The organism is Moorena sp. SIO3I8 (assembly GCF_010692325.1).
In the GTDB taxonomy this organism is placed as follows: Bacteria; Cyanobacteriota; Cyanobacteriia; order Cyanobacteriales; family Coleofasciculaceae; genus Moorena.
In genome coordinates, this window is the sequence record NZ_JAAHHW010000114.1 from 1 (window position 1) to 21,490 (window position 21,490).

Sequence of the window (21,490 nt, forward strand, 5' to 3'; positions counted from 1 at the left end):
AGGGGTGAGGTAGAAATATTGGCAGTTTCCCAAGAGCATGAAGCGTTCAGTGGTGTCATAGCACTGTTGCTGGGTACTTATTTTGTTGAAAAACAAATTGAGTTTACTCCAACCGGTAGCTTTACCCAAGAGAAGGAAGGGGAAGCATCTGCACAAGCAGACCAATCTTACCTAATTGGTAGATCCTCAGGAGTGATTGCAGACCTCTCTATTGAAGTTGTCTTTACCAGTGGCAACCAGAGCAAGCTAAATCGTTACCAAGCATTAGGAGTACCCGAAGTTTGGTTTTGGGAGGATGGTGTATTTGCTTTGTATCACTTGCGCTCTGATGGTTACAAAAAAATTTCCCAGAGTGAAGTCTTGCCAGATTTGGATATTGACTTATTGTATCGGTGTCTGATGATGGCTTCCAAAGTTGAAGCGATGAGGCACTTCAGACAAGCTATCTCTGAGACTTAGAAGAATCCTTAAGATTACTCCAGTAGGGTACGTTAGGGGAGCCTTCATTTTCCGCCTCGTAGCCAGGGTTGAGACAACCCGCCCCGTTCCACCCACGGGCAAGATGCCCGTTCCACCCACGGGCAAGATGCCTATTCCACCCACCGGATCAAACAGCATGCATTGAGATTTACCCCCTACGGTTTTATAGCATTTGTATTTGAGATGTAAACTTAAAAGGTCTTTTTTTAGTTTGCTATAAAACTCTGGAGCTCTTTTCCCTGTTGCTTTTTGCCTCTTGCTTCTTGTCTTTTTCGACAATCTATAATTTTACAACTCGTTTGAAAACGCTATTATCTATTTTAATTCAGCAATGCCTGAAATTTATACACAATAAATATTAAGTAATTTTAAGTTTTAAAAAAACATCTTATTTTTATTGATTATTAAGAATAATCAATAAAAATAAGATGTTATAAAATTATTTAACAAGACATAATAAGGAATCACGATGTTAAAGAAATTAAGCATTTTATCTGTTGCAACTATTGTAAGTATGACCCTAAACCAAGGATTAGCTAATGCAATAAGCGCAAATGGAGGTAGTACAGGTTGGCATGCCGTTAGTAGTGGGAGTGAGACAAGCTGTAACAAGAAAGGTATAGAAAAAATGAATATTCTTGTCAATGGAGGAGAAATCGAAAAAACTGAATTTCACCCATGGCGCTTTAAAAGAGGAAATAACGTTATTTTTAATCTTGTATGTGCTCCCAAAGGTGATTATGTCAGGGTAGATGTTATTTGTGTGAATCCTTGTGACCGGAACACTTATCGTATTCGCACTGTAATAGATGAACTTATGAATTGGTAAATTCTAGCTTTCGAATCAGCAACGCCTTAGGCAGGCGATCTCTGAGGCTTAGAAGAATCCTTCAGGTCAGCATTCAGCGGTCAGCGGTCAGTCGTCAGCCCTGAGCCATTCCCGTAGCATGGCTACAAGCCTTCGGCTGATAACTGATAGCTGATAACTGATAGCTGATAACTGATAGCTGATAACTGATAGCTGATAACTGATAGCTTAATCCTTAAGATTAGCCCTAGTATTTGAGTATTTGGTATCAACAAGCACATCTTAAGAGGAAATTTTGTGGTATAGCTTTCCTATCCCCTTAAACCGAGTAGATGTCAGTCACTCTGTCGAATCCGGTGGTTGACAAATCTAGAGCGTGGGGATAAGCAAAATACTCGACTTAAAGTGTAAGCTAATTGGAAAAGCAATCAAGTCCATTAGCAGGTCTTTGGGTCATAGATATCGACAATGGCTAAGAAGTACTGGGAATTTCTACTACAGAAAGAGGGGGAGCGCTCCTGGAAGCCAATCAAGTCTTCTGAGATGGAAATTGAATCTGGTCGGTATCGGATAGTGGCTCGTTCCAACTTGCCCAATACTGATGTAGAAATTTGCGTCAGCTATGATAGCACAGAGCAAGTGCCACCCAAACGCAAGTCCCAGAGGCGATGGCGTCGCACCAACTCAGAAGGGTTAATGGTGGTTATTCCTTTCACCAAGCTTAAACCTGGTCTGTGGAAGTTACGTTGCAGTAACGATATCATGGATGATTTTCTGGGTCAGTCCTGGCGAAAATCCTTAGCGCTACAAGTCATACCCGAAATCCAAGATGTAGAGACACCCCCTAAAACCTCTGTATCCACCCCAGTAGAATCCACCCCAGTAGAATCCACCCCAGTAGAATCCACCCAAACTGATACTCAGCCGCCTCAAATAAACAATTCCCTGACTACACCTGAGCTAGCTGTTGATTCTCCCTCCACCAATACTATTGCTAATGACCTGAAAGCAACAGATGCTAGCTCAGATACTAGCTCAGATGCTAGCTCAGATGCTAGATCAGAGTTTTCTAACCCTCAGGAGTACCAGAGTCAGATAACACCACCAGAAGAACAACCCATAACCATTGCTGCGCCAGAGTTACCTGTTGACCAAGCCCAAGCAGCAATGGGGGTTAGCCAACAGGAATCTAGTCCTAGCCAAGAGACGGTTTTGGAAGAGGTAGAAGAGGTTTACTCAGAGGCACCTGTTAATCCTGAAACCAATCAACAACCAAAAACCAACCAACAACCAATAGAAACTATCTCGGAAGACCTACAACTCCAATCGACCGTTGAGAATTCCATCATGGAGGAATCTCTGGAGACTTTGGAGCAACTACTACAACAGGTGCTTCAGCCAGTATTGGATGAGTTGGAAGATACGGAATCTGAAGATAACCAACAGCTAAGAAAAACCTCTGATTCAGATTGGGTTTCAGATACAGAGGTTAATAAGTACGGTTTAACCCTAAAACTAGATAAGGAAATTTTCCTGGCAAGGCGAGGAGAGTCGTTGACTATCAAAGGGGAATTGATAGTATATAATGATAATTATAATAATGGTGATGGGATAACGGTTAGTGTTTTAGATAGTGTTTTAGAAAACTTATTTCCTGCTACCCTACGCTATCAATTGCGGTTTCCTCAAACAGGAAAACGTTTGTTAGATATTGAGTACTCCCTATCTCAACAGGAGTTATCTTTGGGATTTAGCCATAGTCTAGATATTCCAACGGATTGCCAAAGTGGTCTAATTTTAGGAAAAATAACCCTTTATAACTCAAAGTCAACTGCTTTAGCTACTCAACAATTTACTGTCACAGCTAATGTAGAGGATTTATTAGAAGTAATTGTGCCAGGGAATCAGGGGATGCCCATGGAAACCATGGTCGTACTGGCTAATCGGATCGCTCAATCTGCCAAACCTGATCAACCTGATCAAGACCTTCTATTATTAGATGAAGACCCCTTAGAGCAGACTACGCTGGATCTGGTTGAGTTACCCCAAAACCATCCATCTCTGTTCTTGCAACCTATTTCTAAACGGTCTTTACCACCAAAACTTTACCACCATCAGCCGAGTGACATAACTGTTAAATCTATCAAATTGCCGAATTTTCCTACAATGCAGTCGGTTGCTGAACCTGAGGCACAGCACGAAGACGTCCAACATGACTCTAAAGCATCTGAGTCAGTTTCCCTAGATGATCAAGAATCCTCCACTACAGCCAATCCAGAACTAGATAATCGACAGCAAGATACTGGGTCAGAGTTACAGCCTCAAGAAACAGTGCTTCAAGACACAGTAGTTCAAGAAAGAGTACTTCAAGACACAGTACTTCAAAACACAGTAGAACAGTCGGAAGATAGTGCTGAAGATACTAATGAAGATAGTAATTTACAGATAAAGTCTGAAGTCTTATCTAATTATAATGATGCTTCTGAAGTGCTGATTAATTCCCTAAATAAATCTGATCCAATCCAAAGTATTGAGATTATTGAGAGTGATGAATATCAGACAGATGATCAGTTAGAGGATTCAGAATCGGTTGATACCCAGTTCAATAATTCCAAGGTAAACCAATTATTGAATACTACTCGGTGGGAGACTCCAGATTCTGTACAAGATCCTGAGTCAATCGCTTTAGAAGAAGCTTTCCGAGCCCTAAACATGGAAGAGCGTTTTTGGTCACGCTTGAGTGCTTTAGCTGAAGATGATAAATTGCTGGAATTGCTGAGGTTAGAATTATCCCCACAAAGTAATCCTGCTGGGCAAGATCCCTCAGCAGTGGCAGATAAACAGAGGAATGAAACGGCTAGCAACCAAGGAGAGGTTAGGGAATTTCCAGAAAAGGTCTTGGAGTCAATGACAGAATCTGAGGATTTGCCCATAGTTAGTTCAGAATTAGCAACCCCAGAAACACCCCCTAGAGTTGGTATTACTAGTCACGATTGGACGACTCAGGAAATTGTAGTAGACGATCGAGAAATAGCCCCACAACCGAAAAAAGCTAAAGCAACTAAGCAAGATGACTTGAAGGCTAAACTGGAGAATCTTTCATCCCTAGAGTTGGATGCGACCTTAGCAGCACCGACTTTATCAATACCGACTACTAGGGAGTTAGTTGCTGGAGAAAAGATAATGGTTACCATAAAACTTCCTCCTAGTCAATCTCGTTTATGTATTAAATTGTGGGTTAAAGACGTCCAAACTCGCTCTCTGCTTCAGGAAACCCGTTCTATTATAGATTTACTCCCCAATGCAGCTGGGGAGCTGGAGGCAATGACTCAATTAGTTATACCCCAAGGCACGACTCAAATCAGAATAGAAGCGATCGCAATTAATTTGGAAAATCACCAGGAGAGTCACAAGGCGGAGTTGGAGTGTGTAGTTGTTCCTACTGACTTATCTAGTACGCTTGAAGGATGAAGTGTTTTATAGCAATTATCATAGCTATGAGGTAAACAATTTCTGGATTTTAGGGAGCAGGGAATCGGGAATCGGGAATCGGAACCCACCCCTAACCCCTCCCAGGAGGGGAACGGGAATCGGGAATCGGGAATCGGGAAAAAATCCTGTGTACCTCATAGGTATGAAAAACGCTATACTGAGGCAATGCCGTTTTGTTCCATATAATTCAGTAACCAGTTTGCGGCTGTAGCTCTGCGAGTTTGTCGAGGACCAAATTCCCCGATTTTATAACCTTTGAAACCTAATTTTTCTTTCAATAACTGTTTATTTTCTTTGGGGATTGAACGGGTTAGTTTTACGGTAGCAGGGCGGCTTTCTATGAAATTGGGTGGCTCGGGATAGTCTTCTTGCCATTCAGGATTAACCTCAGTTATATCCCACTGTTGCGTAGTTGAGTTATAACGATAACCTAGATAGTACCAGAGTAGTTTATTAACGGTATCGTCATCAATTTTTTCGTTTAAAATTGCCCAAATTGTATTAGTATTGAGTGGCGGTAGTTCAAACATAGTTGAAATTATAAATTAGGACTTATCAAGGATTAAGTAGATTCTAGATAAAGTTAGACTATCTAGAGTTATTCACTTCTGTGCTGGTACCTCTGGCGGAATAATGGTAATGGTTAGGGATTGAAGCTGTATGGCTATGAAAATTATAAAGCAGCCGCTGCGCTGGCAGGTGGGATTGGTTTTCTTGGCTGGTGTGTTGGCGATTTCCACATCAGCTATTTTTGCGCGATTAGCGATCGCATCCGCTGGGGTGAGTGGGGTAGGGTTTAGCCTGTTCGTGGCTGGGTCTCGCCTTACTATTGCGTCTATGCTACTGTTACCAGCTTGGCGCAATCTCAGGCAAGCTCAGCTAGGTCCAGGTGCATTAGTCTATGGCAGTGGGGCTGGTGTTTGTTTAGCGCTACACTTTGTGACTTGGATTACTTCCTTGTCTTTTACTTCCATTGCGGCATCTACTACCTTAGTTACCACAACTCCGATTTGGGTTGCTCTAGTTTCTTGGCTGTGGTTCAAGGAAAAACTAACTAGGCTGACGGTTTTGGGAATTGGTGTGGCCTTTGTAGGTGCTGTGCTGATTAGTTTGGGGGATGGGGGTGCTCTCAGTGGTGGGAGTAATCCTCTGTTGGGGAATTCTCTAGCATTGATGGCAGCAGTGATAGCAAGTTTGTACGTACTTTGGGGACGTGAAGCACAGCAGCGGGGTTTGAGTATCGGTAGCTATAGTGCTGTCGCCTACAGTATGGGGGCGTTGGTATTGTTACTGTTATCCTTACTCTGGGGTGTCAGTTATCTCAATTATCCGGTAGGAGTTTACCTCTACATCTTGTTATTGGCACTTTTCCCCCAAATGGTGGGACATACCAGTTTTAACTGGTTGGTACGCTGGATTAATCCTACCCTGGTGACCCTGGCTATTTTGTTTGAACCCGTTGGTGCTTGTTTTTTGGGCTATCTGATTTTTCAGGAAGTGCCAGGGGTATTGGTGCTCGTAGGTGCCGTGGTATTGTTAGTTGGGGTGGCAGTAGCGGTTTATGGATCTAATTTGAAAAGAGGTTGAAAGTCAGCTGAGGACTTATTTGCAGCAAGTGCTCTTAAACTCGAACAAGTCGTTTATACTGATAAAAGTTTAACAGTGATGGAGTTTAGCCTTCAATAAAGATGTTTTTGACCTCAACTATCAGGTTTTAAACCTCAACTTTAAGCTAGAAAACCTAGTAGTACTAAAAAAGTATTTAATTGACTACATTATGCCAGAAGTAGGAGAAGCGAAAAAGAAATGAAAAAAATGATCAAAGCTTGTTTTGTAACGTTAGTAACCTGTATGCTAGTGCTAACGTTCAATATGAATGCCCTGGCGAGTAGTGAAACTGAGATAGAAATATGTGACTTAACTCTACATTCATTTTGTGACCGTGATCTGTTGCCGACGCAATATGTGGAACTTATTGCTCCCCCTAACCATATCTCATTTCTTCTTTTGAAAAATGATGCTCCAGGAGATAGAAACGGCAAAATAGAAAATGATGATGATTATGTGAATTACAGGGCTAGCGAAAAAACCACTTACTTAGCCACGTTTTCGAATAGTGAAGACATAACAAAAAGGCTGAAAATCTCCAACACTGACGCTATAATAGAGTCTCCGCAGCATTGGACATTTTATCATAGACCCGCACAAGTGGTCAAATTGGTTAACGTATTTGCTGCCAATAAAAATTAATAAATTCGGGAGCATCCCATTTTGAAAAATATATCTTTTGATATGGGCATTAACATCGGGTTCATACAGCTTAATGTGGTATATTTATTCCAAATTGGGATGCTCCCAGAAAGCCTGCAATGATTCAGTACCCTTTAAGCGTAAAGGGTTTCCGGCTATTTCGTCACCTCTTCAGAGGTCTGACATAATCTGGCAAAGTGGTATTTTTAAATTGTACGTAGTAATGTAAAAAATAAGTAGTCATAACAAGTAATTTAGATATGAGTAGCTAGAAAGGGGGATTGAGTTAAAAGCCAATTATTTTTCCTTTTCCCTTTCCCCAATGAATAGTAAACTACTTCAACAAGTCCGGGTTTTAGACCCAGTTTCTGGAATTGACCAACTCGCTGATGTGCTGATTACTGATGGTGTAATCACGGCAGTGGAAACTCACATCAAGGAAATCTCTAGCGATACAGTGGTGCAAGATTGTCAGGGACACATTTTAGGACCAGGACTAGTAGACCTCTACAGCCATTCTGGTGCACCAGGACATGAGCAGCGGGAAACCTGGTCTTCACTACTGGCAGCAGCAGCAAATGGAGGCTTTACTCGCTTAGCCATTTTGCCTGACACTAACCCCCGCCTAGACAATGCTGCTGTTTTGGCACAACGGCAAGAACTCCAAAACTCTCCCCATCTGACCCTCCCACCTTCTTCACCTCAACTCTATTACTGGGGTGCCTTTACCATCGGGTTAGAAGGACAGCAAATGACTGAATTAGCGGAACTAGCTCTAGGGGGAGTAGTGGGCTTTACCGATGAACGTCCTTTATGTAATTTAGGGCTAGTTCGACGGTTGTTGGAATACCTACAACCCTTGGGTAAACCAGTGGCACTTTGGGCTTGTGACCCTAAGTTGGCAAATGGGGGAGTGATGCGAGAAGGTATCCAATCAATTGGTTTGGGTTTGCCAGGGAATCCTGCGATCGCAGAATCATCCGCTATCGCTGCCTTATTAGAAGTTGTAGCAACTACTGGCACGCCAGTCCATCTCATGCGTATCTCCACCAGTCGCGCTGTCCAATTGATTGAATCAGCCAAAGCAGCGGGTTTGCCAGTAACAGCCAGTACCACTTGGATGCATCTATTGCTCAATACTGAAGACTTATGCAGTTACAACTCCAATTTGCGCTTGGAACCCCCGTTGGGAAACCCAGTTGACCAAGCCGCACTGATCCGAGGTGTTCGGGAGGCGATTATTGATGCGATCGCAATTGACCACGCTCCCTACACTTATGAAGAAAAAACTGTTGCCTTTGCTGAAGCACCACCAGGAGTGATTGGTTTAGAGCTAGCCCTACCCCTGCTCTGGCATACTCTAGTCGAGACAGGGGATTGGTCAGCCTTAGAACTTTGGAAAAGTCTTAGCACAAATCCTGCTATTTGTCTACAGCAAGACCCCCCTAGCACTGCTACTGGTCAATCCGCTGAATTAGTCTTATTTAATCCTAAATCCCCTTGGACTGTTCACCAAAAAAACCTCAAATCCCTTTCTAGTAATACCCCCTGGCTAGGGCAAGAATTAATTGGTCGTGTCGTGCAAACTTGGTGTCCAGCAAGTCGAAAATATCAATAGTGAAGTACTGATACTTTATAATTCAGTTGACTGATTCAACCGTTCAGGATAACTCGGATTTGGTTTCAATTTCCCCATTCGATTTAACGGCCAAAACCGCACTACCGCACGACCGATAATTTTGTCACGAGGGACAAAGCCCCAGTGGTGAGAGTCGTAACTATTGTTACGGTTATCTCCCAGCACTAGGTATTCGTCTGGTGGTACTGTTTCTGGTCCAAAATCGTACTGTGGTGCTTCTACGATATACTTTTCCTCTATTTCTTGATCATTGATATAAACTCGCCCATTTTTAACCTCAACCTTGTCACCGGGTAACCCAATTATGCGCTTGATAAAAGCATCTTTAAAATTTTGCTCTTTCAGTTTGTCAGTGGGAGCAAATACCACAATTTCTCCTCGTTGTGGGTCTTGGAAAAAGCGATAACTTATCTTATCAATAATCAGGCGGTCGTAAAGCTGTAATGTCGGTAGCATTGATCCCGATGGAATGTATCGCGCTTCAGCCACAAACGTGCGAATCCCAAAGGCAAGAACAGCACTCAAGCTAATCGTTTTGATTCCTTCTACCCAAGCATTGTCTTTAGAAGGCTGTGTAGGTTTTTTTTCTGGTCTTTTATCTGGTACACGACTCATATCCATTCAACTACTACCGATACACAAGTTTGAGGAAATTTAAACAAATAGCTGATTGGGAAATTATCAGCAAATTTAACAGCAAATTTAACAGCAAATTTAAACGTCTGGGGTTTTCTAGCTAGATCTTAAAAATTTAAAGTTAGTAGGGGAGCCTAAATCAAGATTATGTAAAGTTTTGTGAATAAAGTCAATTTGGCAGGACAACCCTGTTTGTTTGTGCCATGGTGGTAGGTTAGCTGCGGTTGTCTGTATTTAGCTATATATCAGGTTGTATCTACTGTATCTACCTAGACACCGAGCAGGGAAACTGTCAAATTATAACATCCTCCTATGTTGTCTGACTTTTGCTTGTTTATCCGCCATGCTCGTATTCTATTGCCCTCTGGTGAATTTTTACTGGGGGATATCCACACCTGCGGTCGAAGGATTGTTCAGGTTGCCCCAGACATCCCAGTGCCAACGGACGTTACGGCATATAAAGAAATAGACGCTCAAGGCTTAACTTTGTTGCCAGGGGTAATTGATCCCCAAGTCCATTTTCGGGAACCAGGTCTAGAACATAAAGAAGACTTATTTACTGCCAGTTGTGCCTGTGCCAAGGGTGGAGTGACGTCCTTTTTAGAGATGCCGAATACTCGTCCTCCGACGACGACCCAAGCCCCACTGGATGACAAGCTCAAGCGAGCGGCAGATAAGTGCTTAGTTAATTATGGCTTTTTTATCGGCGCAACACCAGCAAATCAGCCAGATTTGCACAATGCCCAGCCGACTTGTGGGATTAAGATATTCATGGGTTCAGCTCATGGTGCACTATTGGTAGATCATGAAGCAGTGATAGAACCAATTTTTGCTGAAGGTTTTAGCGAAGGTTCTCGGAAGTACAATCGCTTAATTGCAGTACACGCTGAAGACCAAGCCAGAATTAATCAGCGGCGTAAGGAATTTGCTGGAATTACTGACCCTGCTGTTCACTCTCAGATTCAGGACAATCAAGCTGCCCTTAATGCCACCAAGTTAGCTCTGAAGTTGTCTAAAAAATATCAGCGGCGCTTGCATATCTTGCACCTATCCACGGCAGAAGAAGCTGAATTGCTTAGGGAAGACAAACCTAGCTGGGTGACGGCGGAAGTGACTCCCCAGCACCTCTTACTAAATACCGATGCTTATGCAGAGATTGGTACCCTGGCACAGATGAATCCGCCTTTGCGCTCCTGCCACGACAATGAAGTTCTTTGGCAAGCTCTACTCGATGGCATTATCGATTTTATCGCTACAGACCATGCTCCTCACACCTTGGAGGAAAAAGCCAAAGGGTACCCCCACACTCCTTCGGGAATGCCTGGAGTAGAAACATCTCTGCCACTGATGCTGACTCAAGCCATAGAGGGACGGTGTAGTGTGGCTCAAGTATCTGACTGGATGTCTACAGCAGTTGCTAAGGCTTATGGAATTCCCAACAAAGGTGCGATCGCTCCTGGCTATGATGCGGATTTGGTACTGGTAGATTTGGAAAATTACCACCCAGTGTTACGGGAAGAACTTTTAACCAAATGCGGCTGGAGTCCCTTTGAAGGTTGGAACTTAACCGGATGGCCAGTGATGACTATTGTTGGTGGTCAAGTAGTCTACGACAGAGGAAAATTGAACACAGACGTACGAGGTGAAGCTTTAACCTTTACCAGTTAAACACTATCGGATTTAATCGGAAGTGGGAAAAAATTAAAGTTGACCCAAATTTTTGGTCAACCTCAATCCCACTAACCTTCACCCTACTCTACACTAGACGCCAAGGGCGAACAACCAGATAACCTATCCAACAGCCAAGTTAAATCAAACTTACCGTTACAAGTGAATTGAGCCTGACGTCCACCTTCCTGGGAATAGGTTAGTCTTAGATGTAGATAACTGGGTGGCAAATACTGTAGACGTTCAGCCCACTCGATGGCCACAATTCCCGGAGCAACCTCAATTCCCTCCCAGTAGTGTTCTGGGTTTAATGACTCTACTTCTGAGGTGGATAAGCGGTACAAATCGAGGTGATACAGGGGGATACGTCCCTCTGTATACTCATTGATCAGAGTAAAGGTGGGACTGACAATGGCATCAGTTATGCCTAGTCCCTCACCAATACCCTGAACTAGGGTGGTTTTGCCAGCCCCTAAGTCTCCCTCCAGCAAAATGATGCTACTAGCTGGCAGAGATTTCCCCAATTCCACACCTAGCGTACGGGTTGCTTTAGCATCAGCTAGAAAAATTTTGGTCATTAGTTATTAGCAATAGAGTACCTCGAATTCTGGTTATTCTGAGTTAACATCTCAGCTTTTATTTTCCCTTAAAAATTTTCCTCGAACTCACCTTATCTAAGCATGTGCTCGACTATACCACCGTAATAAAACCCGTGCCAGCCTTTCAGAATTGTGCCGTACTAAATGAGTTTCCTCATCTTCATACATTACATTGGTCACTACAATCCGACGCCCTAATTTAGAAGTTTCTTCTCGATCTAGAAATACTGGATGAGACTTAACTTGAGCATACTTAATCAGTGACCCAGCTGAGGGGTATTTTCGATTCACAAGTACCGCGTTAAATAGCCTTTTACCACAGGCTTTATCAATGGCTTTTATATGGTCAGAGACACTATATCCATCGGTTTCCCCTGGCTGGGTCATGATATTACAAACGTAGATGCGGGGTATCAAGCGAGCTGCGATCGCATCGGTAATTTCTGGCACCAAAAGATTGGGAATAATGCTGGTATAGAGGCTACCGGGTCCTATTATAATATAATCAGCTTCCTCAATTGCCTTGAGTGCTGCTGGTAAAGCAGGTGGATTTTCGGGAGTACAACCAATTTTTTTGATCACTCCCCGAGCATCAGTAATATTAGACTCTCCTTCGATGCGACGTCCATCAGCTAATTCAGCCCAAAGGCTGACATCAGTTAGGGTAGCTGGCAACACTCTTCCTCTCACTGCTAATACCTGAGAACTAGCAGCAACAGCTTGTTCTAGATCGCCAGTAATATCACTCATGGCGGTCAGGAAGAGGTTTCCAAAACTGTGACCGACTAAACCACTACCAGCTCGAAAACGGTATTCAAACAGTTCGGTTAACAACTTTTCTTGGTCTGCCAGTGCCGTTAAACAGTGACGAATATCCCCCGGTGGTAGCACTCCAATTTCCCGTCGCAGCCGTCCGCTGGAACCGCCATCATCAGCTACCGTAACAATAGCAGTGATATTAGCACTATAAACCTTTAGTCCTCTAAGTAAGCTAGAAAGACCAGTGCCACCGCCAACGACTACAATTTTCGGTCCCCGGTTTAACCGACGATGATCCATCAGCACATCAATCAGTTTTCGATCGTGGTCGGGTTTTAAAACTTCCGTAATTGAACCTACCGTCCGGGTTTGCCCCCAGAAGATGAAAAGTAGACCCAAGATCAGCGCAATTGGACCAGACACATGGTTAGGAATAATGGTGGTAATTTTCTCTAAAACTTGGGCTGTGAATTTAATGATGTAAAAAACTGGAGTCAGCTTTACCCAAATCGCTAATCCCAAACTTGTTAGCACTACACCACCAGCACTTAAAAGTATCCAACGCTTCACTAGTAATCCAGGGGCTAACCACTTAAACCAACGGTTGACCCGCTGAGGAATTCGACCTCTCGATTCATTTTGTAGGGTACGTAGAGCTCTTTTGAAAAGACTGATTGAGGACATAACTACACTGAGTATGGTAACTACAAAAGCCGGATAGACATGGCTGGTCGAACTCCAGCACTTGACAAGGAGGCGATGCATGTAGTGAGGAACGGGTAAGGCTCCGGAAGTGCCTGTCAGATTGGTACTTTCTTCGCCTAATCAAACATTCGTGTGAAAAGCGCGTGATTCACACAGCCGCTCACCCTTCAGGTATAGCGGTTTTCATTGATATTACTGATCAAGGTGCGCGCCTCCTAGGGCGCGAGGGATTGCTCGCGCCCTTGGGTCGCACCTCAATGGTGAATTCACCATGAAGCTGGTACTGATCACGACAGTTTCAGATAATTAGGCTAAGGTGTGATTAATACAATATCCGGTACCTAGACGTTATGATCAGAATTTACCCGTCGATATGCGGAAAGTGGTGAGGTCGGTTGAGTTCCCATTTAGGGTATGAGAGTAGTCGCGTAACCCCAAAAAATACGGGGTGAAAGAGAATAATCCCAATTAGTCAGCTACACCAGACTTTTGTGATTCCTGTGACAAGTGTAGCTGCTTACAGCTCATGACTTAATGGGGAACGCTTGCCTAGGTAATAGGGATGATAGCACTAGGGATTAGGGATGATAGCACTAGGGATTAGGGATGATAGCACTAACACCATTAACCTAATCTAGTTATTAGACTGGACAGGGATTGACTGCAGTGAGGCAGATGGAAAAGCGAATTTTGGGAATTGACCCAGGACTAGCTACTTTAGGTTTTGGGGCAATTAGTTGCCAAACAACCCAAATTAGTAAGTCAGGAAACACAAAAAGCTCCTTAGGAGTGGCAAAGCGTTCTAGCCAGTCACCAATACAGGCAACCCCTGAACCATTGCAGTTGCTAGATTTTGGCATCATCCAAACCCCTGCCAAAACTGATTACGGCTCACGACTGTGTACGATTTACGAGGATTTACACACCCTGCTGGAACACTGCCAACCGGATCTGGTGGCGATTGAAAAACTTTTTTTCTACCGTATGAGTACTACGATCTCCGTAGCTCAGGCACGGGGTGTTGTGGTGTTAGTAACAGCACAACATGAAGTTCCAATGGTAGAGTTTACACCGGGTCAGATTAAACAGGCTTTGACAGGATATGGTAATGCGGATAAATATGAGGTTCAGCAGGCTGTTATGCGGGAGTTAAACTTAGACACCATCCCCAAACCAGATGATTTAGCAGATGCCTTGGCAGTCGCATTGACCGCCTGGTTTCATATGTCTTGAACACTTTACTAGATCTGTGAACTAGATCTGTGAACTATATATTATATTTGTGAACTAGATCTGTGAACTATATATTATATTTGTGAACTAGATCTGTGAACTATATATTATATTTGTGAACTAGATCTGTGAACTATATATTATATTTGTGAACTAGATCTGTGAACTATATATTATATTTGTGAACTAGATCTGTGAACTAGATCTGTGAACTATATTTGTGAACTAGATCTGTAAACTATATTTGTGAACTATATTTGTAAACTATATATGTAAACTATATTTGTGAACTATACCGATAGCAAAGCAATAAACTTAATCATATTTATATATGTAATATTAAAAACCAGTGTCAGCTTTCGGTGTTGCCAGTTTGACCTGAATTTTCTCTAGGTATTAAGTTAAGTTAACCCATGACAAGCAACGGTGTATTCAACCCTTGAGCAAAAATATCGACGTCTTCGCCAAGAGCTGATTGCCGGTGGGATCACTCTCGGGGGTGTATTTCTGATTGGAACTCTGTGGTATCGGGTGGTTGAAGGCTGGGGCTGGTTGGATTCAGCCTACATGACGGTAATCACGCTTTCGACAGTGGGCTATCAAGAAGTACGGCCGATGGGAGATCGGGCAAGACTATTCAGCATTTCTCTGATTTTTATGGGCATTATTAGTATCGGTTACATTGTTAACCGGTTTACAGAAGCCCTAATTCAAGGCTACTTTCAAGATGGAATTCGCATGAGGCAACAGAAGCGCTTGCTAGATAGTTTGACGAAACACTACATTTTGTGTGGGTTTGGACGGACTGGGCGTCAGATTGCTGTAGAATTTAAGGCTGAGGGAATCCCATTTGTGACAATTGACTCCCGATTGGAACAGGTTCAAGCTGTCCAGGATATGGGTTGTATTTCTGTACACGGAGATGCCACCTTGGATGAAACTCTGCTAAATGTGGGGATTGAACGGGCAATTTGTCTGGTGGCTGCCCTGCCCTCAGATGCCGAAAATCTCTATATTATCTTGTCTGCCAAAACCCTCAATCCCCGAATTCGAGCCATCGCTCGTGCTAGCACCGAAGAAGCTGTTCAAAAGTTGCAGCGAGCTGGTGCAGATGCTGTAGTCTCTCCCTACATTACTGGTGGTAGACGCTTGGCAGCTGCAGCCCTTAGACCCCAAGTCATGGATTTTGTGGATGGGATTCTAACCGGAACTGATCGGTCTTTTTATATGGAAGAGTTTCTGCTAGACCCGGAAACCTGTCCTTGCGTGGGCAAAACCCTCAGGGAAGCCCGACTGCGATCGCAAACTGGTGCTATGGTCCTAGCAATTCGCCGGGATTCCGGTCGTCTGATTGCTGGACCAGACGGTGACACTAAACTCATACCAGGAGACCTACTGATTTGTATGGGGACAGCTGATCAGTTGCGTGAGCTAAACCAGATTCTTGGTCCAATCCGTTCCAATTTGCTACGACTGCCCAAGCCAAAATAGATCTTGGGCTTAGAAGGTCAGTTGATTTTTTGTTGAAGGTTGAAGGTTGAATGTTGAATGTTGGAGGTTGAATGTTGGAGGTTGAAGGTTGAAGGTTGAAGGTTGTTCGCCTTTGGCGTCCGATTTAGGGTAGGTTGACGGTTAACTGTCAAGACATCATATCATGTCTAGTGGTGCCCGGTAGTGTTCTTTGTCGTTGGTTTTTTTTGGGTAATTGTATGGTCAGGGAGTAATTACAATTACCAATTACCTTTTACCCAATTACCTTTTACCCAATTACCTTTTACCCAATTACCCTATCCTTTACAGTATTGATGCTGCCGGGGATGATATCAGTTTTGATCTAATTCAGTTTCAAGGTATTCACCGGCACTTCATCCCAAGACTTAACTGTGCGTAATCGGGCAACCCAACCCGCTGCTTTTTGCTGATCAGTCAAGTTCTTCTCAAACGACTCGTGGCAATCCCTCGCCTGCTCTTCGTTGCAAGTGGCAATACAAGAGTAGAGAAGACCCGATGGATCAATCTGCTCGTTTACCCAAATAGTCATTAGTGATTTTATTAATATAAACCGATATGTAAATTACCCTATGTCATTTTTGCCGTTGACCTGCAACTAGATGTTTAGGGTCGCAGCTGTATATACCTCGTAGTATAGCATTTGAGCAACATTAGTCAGTCGAAGCCGGATCAGTATACTCAGCTAGCTGATTGAGAGCCGTCCCAGTCACTCGACAAATTCTCCAGTCTGGCAATACTGCTGCTCCCATATGTTCATAAAATGCCATCGCAGGTTCATTCCAATCCAGTACACTCCATTCTAAACGCCCATAGCCACGCTCCACTGCTAGCTGAGCCAGGTAACTGAGTATGGCTTTACCGATACCTTGGCGGCGAAATTCCGGTAATACAAATAAATCTTCTAGATAAATTCCCGGCTTAGTTAGAAATGTGGAATAGTTGTGGAAAAACAGTGCAAATCCCACCCCTTGACCACCCTGTTCAACGATAATCGCCTCTACATAGGGTTTAGCGCCGAACAGGTGTTCTTTCAGGTCATCAGCATTGCCAGTGACAGCTTCGGAGAGTTTCTCATACTCTGCTAGTGCCTTAATCAAATTAAACAGAATCGCTACATCAGCTTCTGTGGCTGGTCTTAAGGTAAACTTACCCATAGTGCTGGCAAAGGGACAATAAAAAAGACAATTTGACTATTTATCATATCCCTTCTCTGGTAATGGGTAATGGGTAATGGGTAATGGGTAATGGGCATTGGTGACAAGTTAAGCAGGCATAACAATTTGTCAAGCCCTCTGAGTGTGGGAAAGGAGACAAATCAAGGGGAGGTTTTTTTCTCCTGGTACGAGGGGCTTTGACAACCCCCTTTTCTTGGTTCTCGAGAGCAGTTAAATAGGCCACTGGGTCAGTGGCTTTCCCTTGATGATAGGCAACTCCAAAATGATACAGTCCGCGAAAAACCATTTCTACAGAAATACACTCCATTGGTATTGATAATTCTGTTCGCGTAGCGTGGCCAAAGGCCTTAGCTACCTCATCGGATAGGTCGATTAAGACCACATAAAATAACCAAGTAGCCCACAATTGTAATTGAATACCATTGACAGAACCAGTCCACAAGTAACTCAAACCCAATAAGCGTTATTCGAGTGAGAAAAGTCTCCTCAATTCGCCAGCGACGAGCGTACAAATCAGCTACGAGGTAGGGAGGTAAAACTTCAGGCTCTATCACAGAAGTTAGGTAGCGATACCATGTTGAACCATGTTTTACCACGACTTACGTAAGTTGAGAATTGGATTACCTTGATAACCTGTTCCCAACCTAATTAGTTGGTCATGATGTTGTCCAGAGTGACTCAAAGTGCGTACAGATTTATATTTTCCTTTCCCTTTGAGCCTGGTAATGAAGTCAGATTTACCCAAGATTCAACTCCTCAAAAAAGCGAAAGTTCCAAAACCCTCTATCTAAGATGAGTAGCGTTTTGGCTGGGATCAATTCTAACAAGTTGGGCACAAAGTTACTCTCATGGGTGTAAGGATTAGATTTAAACCAGGTTTCGACTGGAAAGCCTGTTTCTTCTACCACCGTACAGATTCTACCTCCTAATTGACCCAGAGGTACTGTTTCTAAACTTTTTAGCTTACGAAACAATGCCTCTAATGTCGAAGCATCCACTAGACATCTCCAAAAAACCATAACCCAGTCACAGCAAGGAAAACAAGTTTGTCAAGACCTAATTTAAAATTTAGCTTTAAGAACGAATTAATAATGGTTTGAAGACACAAAATCTAATTTTATAGGAAAAATATGGCTCATGATAACGTCAATCAATTGCTCTGAAACATCCGATTTTATTACTTCTAAAATTAGCGACCCAATTCTTAATCGCACTAATCCGCAGTTAAAAAAACTGATTTATATCGAGTTTTACGCAAACTAAATCTTTCTTGAGATATTTTAAAAAATTTTAAAACTCTAATTAAATGTTCAATAAAAATTCGATTAGATGATAAAGCTTTATTTTCGGATTTTTGAGTCTCTGTTAATTCTCCATTATTCGGTTTTTTATAGGGAGTTGTGATTTGAGTTTCTCCAATGTAAGCTTTATCCCCACTAAAAGTTTGTTGATCATTAAATTTACTCAAAGTTTTTCGACAGATTTTAATATCACTCATAGGGCCAGGTTTTCCGATTACTACATCGACAAGATCTAAGGCCGTAGGCCACGCTACGCGATCAGCCTGGTTGACTGACAAAACTATTCAACAGCATATTGGTACGTTTGTACCTTAAACTCTAGTTGATAGTGCCGTTGCTGATGTTGTTTGCGCGAAGCCATCGCAGGATAAGGGTCATGATTGCTGGAAAAACAAACCCGATGAATTAATTTCCAGCCATTCTCGCTCATATGATTTGACCCACTCCAAACCCTACCGAAAATAGCTGTTTCCTCGTGCGCCAGTGAGTGTCAACCCATCGACGTTTACCAGACTCTACCACCTCAACCCCTTGAGCCGTGACGTACAACGTAGCCACAGCTAGAATGAACCACAACCGAGATAAGGCGCTTTACTGAGCGAATTTGAGACTTCTGCACATTCCATCCATTGGACTGGTCATCTAAAAAGTTTTCCTCAATATCAAAGCGAAACCCATATTCGGGCTTTGGTTTGAAGGGTGGTATTTTCATCACTAACAATGGCCCATTATCACCATTTACATTGTTGCAACCAAAAATCAGATCAACTGGACCATACCAATATTCCTTGTGCACTCTGACATTGTGAAAGCACAAGACCTCACCCCGTAGAACATGGAAATCTTTGAGCTGATGCCAACTTTTACCTGCTCGCCAAATCCAAGTGTCCTTTTTCAGACGAATCCGGATTTGCCTTCCCCATTTATTGGTCAAAGCTTTCATTAAATCGGTGTGGACAAACCCTCGATCTGCCAGTAGGATCACCTTAACCTCTTTGGGTAAAAGGTGTATCGATTGTTGGAGCATCTCCCGATAATCTTTGAATGCTACCGTTGCACTCTGATGCTTCATCACTCGCCAGCTCACTGGTAAGGCTCGTCCTCGATGCACCACTACCAATCTAACCAGACAGTACTCATCCCAAAACATCGAGGTGTCTAAACTCAAGTAAATACACCCATCAAGTCCTACCGCCAAGGCTGCTTTAATCAAAGGTTTGTACCATCGTTCGCGTAGCGTGGCCTATTGGCCATGGACATTGATTCGGGCATTATGCAGCCAACGGTGCATTCGGCGTTGTTTGCTTTGAGCATATTGGCCACGACACGGGATGTAGGGAATCCATCGGGGCTTGCTTCACTTCCCCTGTCTGAATCAGGGCTGCCACCATCCATAAACAGGTGGTTAGGTGGCTCAGGTGTGCCCACTCACAGGGTTGACTTATCCATGTCTTCAAGGCATTGTAGAGTCGGGAGTTTTTTTTCATCGCATTCCTAGGATTTGAGTGGTATCTGTCCTGAGGATGCGGGGAAACACTCCCTTTAGTCAAGTCTTGCTCTTACAAGTCTGGTAAGTATTTGAGCCATTTTCAACCTAACTTTTGTCAGTCAATCAGCGCGATCAGCTTTTGGTAAAACAATAAATTGATTTTTAAAAGTATGTATTTTTTGCTTTTATGAATAATATTTTTTTTGCTATTGATAATCATAATGTCTTTCAATAGACTGCTCAGTACTGTCTAAAATCAATTCATCATTATCTAATTGTTCAATAATTTTTTATTCTTTTTGAAACTTTTTTACTTGTGATAATCAACTGGTAGGTAAGTCGTTTTCACAATTTTTTTGCCAATAAGTAAAAATATTATGAGCCGTTGATTCACTGATTTTAAAAATAAGTCCTAAAAGTTGAAAGCTCAAATGATACCTTAAATAAATTAACATTAAAACGATTTGCTCTGACTCTAATAGTTTAGGATGATTTCCTCCTCCTGCTTGATTGATTCTAATTTTAGTTTTCTCAATTTCTTCTTGCTTTCTTTTATTGAGAAGCTTACCTAGTTCAATTAATTGCTATAATTGTTGATAATCAATACCTAATAGTCTTTTGGTTTGTTTAGGGTTTTTCTGGATATAGTTCCAAGTATATTTTTCCATTTATTTTTTTGGATCGAACAATATTTACTTATTATAGTCTATTTTTTGGAATTTGATTATATTATGGAAATGTCTACTATCCACAAACGTTCAAAATACTTTCTCGCTCTTTTAACGCTTACCGGACTTTCTCTGTTTCTTTGCTGCCAACGTTGGTTTAACAAAACTAGTAAGTCTTTTAGTACTCTTTGAAACAATGATGCTGGAAAGGTTAAGAATCTTTGAGATAGGGCTTGTTGAGACACTTTCACTGCCTTCGCCCACAGCAAGTTTTCCCTTGCTAGCATTCGATTGAGCTCTGTTACTGATGGTACTTGCCGACCCAGTAAACTCAATACCACTGCCAGCATCTATGGGTTACTCAATATCCTGCAAATCATGTCTAATGAGCGGTAGTAGGCTAGTTGATTGTACACGCAAGGTTTGACTAAATCTTCTAGTTGTTGAGCTATGACAATGTTCATCTATATTGGGCTGGTTTCGCGGTCTGGTGTGGTCTCTAATACTTTTTTGGCGGGGGAGCCATTCTCTTTTTACCTTTGTAACCACCGATACTTCAGTTAGTCTACGGTTCGCGAGCCGCATATGCTGGTGCTCGAAGCGTACGCACAGTTTGGGGTTAGCGTACGCACAGTTTGGGGTTAGCGTACGCACAGTTTGGGGTTAGCGTACGCACAGTTTGGGGTTAGCGTACGCACAGTTTGGGGTTAGCGTACGCACTGAATAGTTTACCTAGTACAGGATACAGCAATTTCTGGAAAGTACTTGACAAATTGCTCTTTTGCTTAACTTGTCACCAATGCCCATTCCCCATTCCCCATTCCCCATTCCCCATTCCCCATTCCCCATTCCCTAGATAAGCGTACTAATGTTGCTGCATAAGTGACATGCTCCCGTCCGTCATCGCTTTGGACTCTCCAGAATCATCTGGGTTGGAGATAGAGGCATGATACTAAATCCGGTTGTCATACCCCATTAAAAAAATGCTTAAATAGAAGCTAGCCAATGATAGAAAGTTAAATTTCTAATTTCTTCTTTCATCTCACTCAAAACCTGACAACGTTTTACTAACAATT

Annotated in this window: 24 protein-coding genes; 9 read left to right on the forward strand and 15 right to left on the reverse strand. The window is 42.7% G+C overall.

Annotated elements, in window-relative coordinates:
* The 3 genes from F6K51_RS28795 to F6K51_RS28805 all read left to right on the forward strand — a co-directional run.
* A partial coding sequence (locus F6K51_RS28795; protein WP_293026571.1) for a Uma2 family endonuclease occupies positions 1–459 on the forward strand: 459 nt, incomplete at its 5' end.
* Between the two features lie 490 nt (positions 460–949).
* Positions 950–1,309: a hypothetical protein gene (locus F6K51_RS28800; protein ID WP_293026573.1), complete on the forward strand. Its 360-nt coding sequence runs from the start codon at positions 950–952 to the stop codon at positions 1,307–1,309.
* Positions 1,310–1,756: 447 nt separating this feature from the next.
* Positions 1,757–4,759 carry a hypothetical protein gene (locus tag F6K51_RS28805; RefSeq protein ID WP_293026575.1) on the forward strand — a complete coding sequence of 1,001 codons (3,003 nt, stop codon included), beginning with the start codon at positions 1,757–1,759 and terminating at the stop codon, positions 4,757–4,759.
* A 24-nt stretch (positions 4,760–4,783) separates the two neighbouring features.
* Here the strand turns inward: F6K51_RS28805 and F6K51_RS28810 are convergent, their stop codons facing one another.
* Both F6K51_RS28810 and F6K51_RS28815 read right to left on the reverse strand, forming a co-directional pair.
* Complete coding sequence (locus F6K51_RS28810; protein ID WP_293026577.1) at positions 4,784–4,918, reverse strand: hypothetical protein; 135 nt, start codon at positions 4,916–4,918, stop codon at positions 4,784–4,786.
* A gap of 14 nt (positions 4,919–4,932) precedes the next feature.
* Positions 4,933–5,310, reverse strand: coding sequence for a DUF1823 family protein (locus tag F6K51_RS28815; RefSeq protein ID WP_075895885.1), 378 nt, complete (start codon positions 5,308–5,310; stop codon positions 4,933–4,935).
* A 130-nt stretch (positions 5,311–5,440) separates the two neighbouring features.
* Between F6K51_RS28815 and F6K51_RS28820 the strand changes: the two genes are divergently transcribed.
* The 3 genes from F6K51_RS28820 (at position 5,441) to F6K51_RS28830 (ending at position 8,648) form a co-directional block, all read left to right on the forward strand.
* On the forward strand, positions 5,441–6,367 hold the full coding sequence (locus tag F6K51_RS28820; RefSeq protein ID WP_365940317.1) for a DMT family transporter: 927 nt from the start codon (positions 5,441–5,443) through the stop codon (positions 6,365–6,367).
* A gap of 219 nt (positions 6,368–6,586) precedes the next feature.
* Positions 6,587–7,030, forward strand: coding sequence for a hypothetical protein (locus F6K51_RS28825; RefSeq protein ID WP_293026584.1), 444 nt, complete (start codon positions 6,587–6,589; stop codon positions 7,028–7,030).
* A gap of 322 nt (positions 7,031–7,352) precedes the next feature.
* Positions 7,353–8,648, forward strand: coding sequence for a dihydroorotase (locus tag F6K51_RS28830; RefSeq protein ID WP_293026586.1), 1,296 nt, complete (start codon positions 7,353–7,355; stop codon positions 8,646–8,648).
* A 15-nt stretch (positions 8,649–8,663) separates the two neighbouring features.
* Here the strand turns inward: F6K51_RS28830 and lepB are convergent, their stop codons facing one another.
* Complete coding sequence (gene lepB / locus F6K51_RS28835) at positions 8,664–9,284, reverse strand: signal peptidase I (RefSeq protein WP_293026588.1); 621 nt, start codon at positions 9,282–9,284, stop codon at positions 8,664–8,666.
* A gap of 333 nt (positions 9,285–9,617) precedes the next feature.
* Here lepB and F6K51_RS28840 point away from each other — a divergent pair, with 333 nt between their 5' ends.
* On the forward strand, positions 9,618–10,973 hold the full coding sequence (locus F6K51_RS28840; RefSeq protein ID WP_293026590.1) for a dihydroorotase: 1,356 nt from the start codon (positions 9,618–9,620) through the stop codon (positions 10,971–10,973).
* Between the two features lie 83 nt (positions 10,974–11,056).
* Here F6K51_RS28840 and tsaE read toward each other — a convergent pair whose 3' ends face one another.
* Positions 11,057–11,551 (reverse strand): tRNA (adenosine(37)-N6)-threonylcarbamoyltransferase complex ATPase subunit type 1 TsaE, encoded by a 495-nt coding sequence (tsaE, locus tag F6K51_RS28845; RefSeq protein WP_293026592.1) that lies wholly within the window; start codon positions 11,549–11,551, stop codon positions 11,057–11,059.
* A gap of 96 nt (positions 11,552–11,647) precedes the next feature.
* Positions 11,648–13,015, reverse strand: coding sequence for a gluconeogenesis factor YvcK family protein (locus tag F6K51_RS28850; RefSeq protein ID WP_293026594.1), 1,368 nt, complete (start codon positions 13,013–13,015; stop codon positions 11,648–11,650).
* Between the two features lie 696 nt (positions 13,016–13,711).
* On the opposite strand from F6K51_RS28850, the gene ruvC reads away from it, so the two are divergent.
* On the forward strand, positions 13,712–14,269 hold the full coding sequence (gene ruvC / locus F6K51_RS28855) for a crossover junction endodeoxyribonuclease RuvC (protein WP_293026596.1): 558 nt from the start codon (positions 13,712–13,714) through the stop codon (positions 14,267–14,269).
* 426 nt (positions 14,270–14,695) lie between these two features.
* Positions 14,696–15,760, forward strand: coding sequence for a potassium channel protein (locus F6K51_RS28860; protein ID WP_293026597.1), 1,065 nt, complete (start codon positions 14,696–14,698; stop codon positions 15,758–15,760).
* 17 nt (positions 15,761–15,777) lie between these two features.
* Here F6K51_RS28860 and F6K51_RS28865 read toward each other — a convergent pair whose 3' ends face one another.
* From F6K51_RS28865 to F6K51_RS28910, 10 genes are all read right to left on the reverse strand, one after another.
* A complete protein-coding gene (locus F6K51_RS28865) occupies positions 15,778–15,912 on the reverse strand; it encodes a hypothetical protein (protein WP_293026598.1) in 135 nt (44 codons plus the stop codon).
* Positions 15,913–16,103: 191 nt separating this feature from the next.
* The gene (locus F6K51_RS28870; RefSeq protein ID WP_293026599.1) at positions 16,104–16,310 is read right to left on the reverse strand and encodes a glycogen debranching protein; all 207 of its coding nucleotides are present in this window, start codon (positions 16,308–16,310) and stop codon (positions 16,104–16,106) included.
* A gap of 121 nt (positions 16,311–16,431) precedes the next feature.
* Positions 16,432–16,935, reverse strand: a complete 504-nt coding sequence (locus F6K51_RS28875; protein WP_293026600.1) for a GNAT family N-acetyltransferase — start codon at positions 16,933–16,935, stop codon at positions 16,432–16,434.
* A 43-nt stretch (positions 16,936–16,978) separates the two neighbouring features.
* The gene (locus F6K51_RS28880) at positions 16,979–17,407 is read right to left on the reverse strand and encodes a hypothetical protein (RefSeq protein ID WP_293026602.1); all 429 of its coding nucleotides are present in this window, start codon (positions 17,405–17,407) and stop codon (positions 16,979–16,981) included.
* A 286-nt stretch (positions 17,408–17,693) separates the two neighbouring features.
* Positions 17,694–17,954: a hypothetical protein gene (locus F6K51_RS28885; protein WP_293026609.1), complete on the reverse strand. Its 261-nt coding sequence runs from the start codon at positions 17,952–17,954 to the stop codon at positions 17,694–17,696.
* Between the two features lie 215 nt (positions 17,955–18,169).
* Positions 18,170–18,535 (reverse strand): transposase family protein, encoded by a 366-nt coding sequence (locus F6K51_RS28890; RefSeq protein ID WP_293026611.1) that lies wholly within the window; start codon positions 18,533–18,535, stop codon positions 18,170–18,172.
* 245 nt (positions 18,536–18,780) lie between these two features.
* Complete coding sequence (locus tag F6K51_RS28895) at positions 18,781–19,470, reverse strand: hypothetical protein (RefSeq protein ID WP_293026613.1); 690 nt, start codon at positions 19,468–19,470, stop codon at positions 18,781–18,783.
* The gene (locus tag F6K51_RS28900) at positions 19,467–19,685 is read right to left on the reverse strand and encodes a hypothetical protein (RefSeq protein ID WP_293026615.1); all 219 of its coding nucleotides are present in this window, start codon (positions 19,683–19,685) and stop codon (positions 19,467–19,469) included. Before F6K51_RS28900 ends, F6K51_RS28895 begins: the two co-directional genes overlap by 4 nt.
* Before the next feature lie 384 nt (positions 19,686–20,069).
* Positions 20,070–20,324, reverse strand: coding sequence for a transposase family protein (locus tag F6K51_RS28905; RefSeq protein ID WP_365940319.1), 255 nt, complete (start codon positions 20,322–20,324; stop codon positions 20,070–20,072).
* Positions 20,325–20,470: 146 nt separating this feature from the next.
* Entirely contained in the window at positions 20,471–20,764 is a 294-nt protein-coding gene (locus F6K51_RS28910) for a hypothetical protein (protein WP_293026617.1), read from the reverse strand.
* Positions 20,765–21,490: the final 726 nt, after the last annotated feature.

What these genes read in the sequence shown, in the direction of transcription:
- F6K51_RS28800 (WP_293026573.1), top strand. Translation starts at nt 950, where the DNA reads ATGTTAAAGAAATTAAGCATTTTATCTGTTGCAACTATTGTAAGTATG.
- F6K51_RS28805 (WP_293026575.1), top strand. Translation starts at nt 1,757, where the DNA reads ATGGCTAAGAAGTACTGGGAATTTCTACTACAGAAAGAGGGGGAGCGC.
- F6K51_RS28810 (WP_293026577.1), bottom strand. Translation starts at nt 4,918, where the DNA reads ATGAGGTACACAGGATTTTTTCCCGATTCCCGATTCCCGATTCCCGTT.
- F6K51_RS28815 (WP_075895885.1), bottom strand. Translation starts at nt 5,310, where the DNA reads ATGTTTGAACTACCGCCACTCAATACTAATACAATTTGGGCAATTTTA.
- F6K51_RS28820 (WP_365940317.1), top strand. Translation starts at nt 5,441, where the DNA reads ATGGCTATGAAAATTATAAAGCAGCCGCTGCGCTGGCAGGTGGGATTG.
- F6K51_RS28825 (WP_293026584.1), top strand. Translation starts at nt 6,587, where the DNA reads ATGAAAAAAATGATCAAAGCTTGTTTTGTAACGTTAGTAACCTGTATG.
- F6K51_RS28830 (WP_293026586.1), top strand. Translation starts at nt 7,353, where the DNA reads ATGAATAGTAAACTACTTCAACAAGTCCGGGTTTTAGACCCAGTTTCT.
- lepB (WP_293026588.1), bottom strand. Translation starts at nt 9,284, where the DNA reads ATGAGTCGTGTACCAGATAAAAGACCAGAAAAAAAACCTACACAGCCT.
- F6K51_RS28840 (WP_293026590.1), top strand. Translation starts at nt 9,618, where the DNA reads ATGTTGTCTGACTTTTGCTTGTTTATCCGCCATGCTCGTATTCTATTG.
- tsaE (WP_293026592.1), bottom strand. Translation starts at nt 11,551, where the DNA reads ATGACCAAAATTTTTCTAGCTGATGCTAAAGCAACCCGTACGCTAGGT.
- F6K51_RS28850 (WP_293026594.1), bottom strand. Translation starts at nt 13,015, where the DNA reads ATGTCCTCAATCAGTCTTTTCAAAAGAGCTCTACGTACCCTACAAAAT.
- ruvC (WP_293026596.1), top strand. Translation starts at nt 13,712, where the DNA reads ATGGAAAAGCGAATTTTGGGAATTGACCCAGGACTAGCTACTTTAGGT.
- F6K51_RS28870 (WP_293026599.1), bottom strand. Translation starts at nt 16,310, where the DNA reads ATGACTATTTGGGTAAACGAGCAGATTGATCCATCGGGTCTTCTCTAC.
- F6K51_RS28875 (WP_293026600.1), bottom strand. Translation starts at nt 16,935, where the DNA reads ATGGGTAAGTTTACCTTAAGACCAGCCACAGAAGCTGATGTAGCGATT.
- F6K51_RS28910 (WP_293026617.1), bottom strand. Translation starts at nt 20,764, where the DNA reads ATGCTGGCAGTGGTATTGAGTTTACTGGGTCGGCAAGTACCATCAGTA.